This window comes from Bacillus sp. LR--39 (assembly GCF_053613335.1).
On sequence record NZ_JBSIOT010000584.1, the window covers coordinates 1 to 853 of the forward strand.

An 853-nucleotide genomic window follows, 5' to 3' on the forward strand; every position below is an offset into this window, starting at 1 on the left:
TAAGCTGAGTAGGATACTGTCTGTTTCTGCAGCTTCTTTTCCGAGCCAAATCAGGTGTCCCCATGAGTGAAGCAAACAGAGAGCAGCGCCACGAATGTGCTCTTTTGCATGATGTGCATGTGACAAGTCAACCAATCCATCATAAACACTTTGCATAATCAGCACGGGACATATGATGGCTTGCAGGTCTTTTAAAGAGACAGCGGCGGTTTGTGACAAGTCAATCAGAAATCCTTCACCCGAGCGTTGCCGGCTGTTCATTTTCCGAAATGCTTCCATGTCTTTTTCATCCATCAAGGACTTGATTCGCTGAAACGGAAGCGTGCTGAATTGGGGGCTCATAGCTCGAAACATCAAACGCGGGAAAGCGTTATTCAAAGAAGAAATCAGCTTCCATATCCACTTTTCCACCGGCGGGCGGAAGAGAATTCTCCCCAATTTATATTCAGTGTCTTTTGGGGTGAGCCACTCTTTGGTGACTGCGGATTGCAGGGTCAATGTATTTACTCTTTCCGGATAATGTGAGGCAAAGCATATGCCGCTCGGCCCTCCTGCTGAGATGGCGATCACATGGACACTGTTGATTTGTAAATGATCTAATAATTTCACATAGAAACGGCAGGCGTTGGCAAGACTTTTTCCAATTTCTTTTGACGTTCGTCCATAGCCGGGCCTTGAAGGCGTAATGATGGAATACCCTTGCTCAATCAACGCTGTGTATCCGAATTCCTCGTAACAATTTGAATGCCCGCCATGCATGACAAGGATCGGAGTTCCCTTGCCTGTCACAGAATATTCTAGTGTACTGCCATCAAAGGTGATCGTTTCGACTTGTCTTTTCATCTGTTACTCC

At 46.2% G+C, this 853-nt stretch carries 1 protein-coding gene; it reads right to left on the reverse strand.

The annotated features are described in order from the left end of the window. Nucleotides 1-843, reverse strand: an 843-nt coding sequence (locus ACWHAR_RS25085; RefSeq protein WP_452088182.1) for an alpha/beta fold hydrolase, incomplete at its 3' end; no start/stop codon positions are given. Nucleotides 844-853 lie beyond the last annotated feature (10 nt).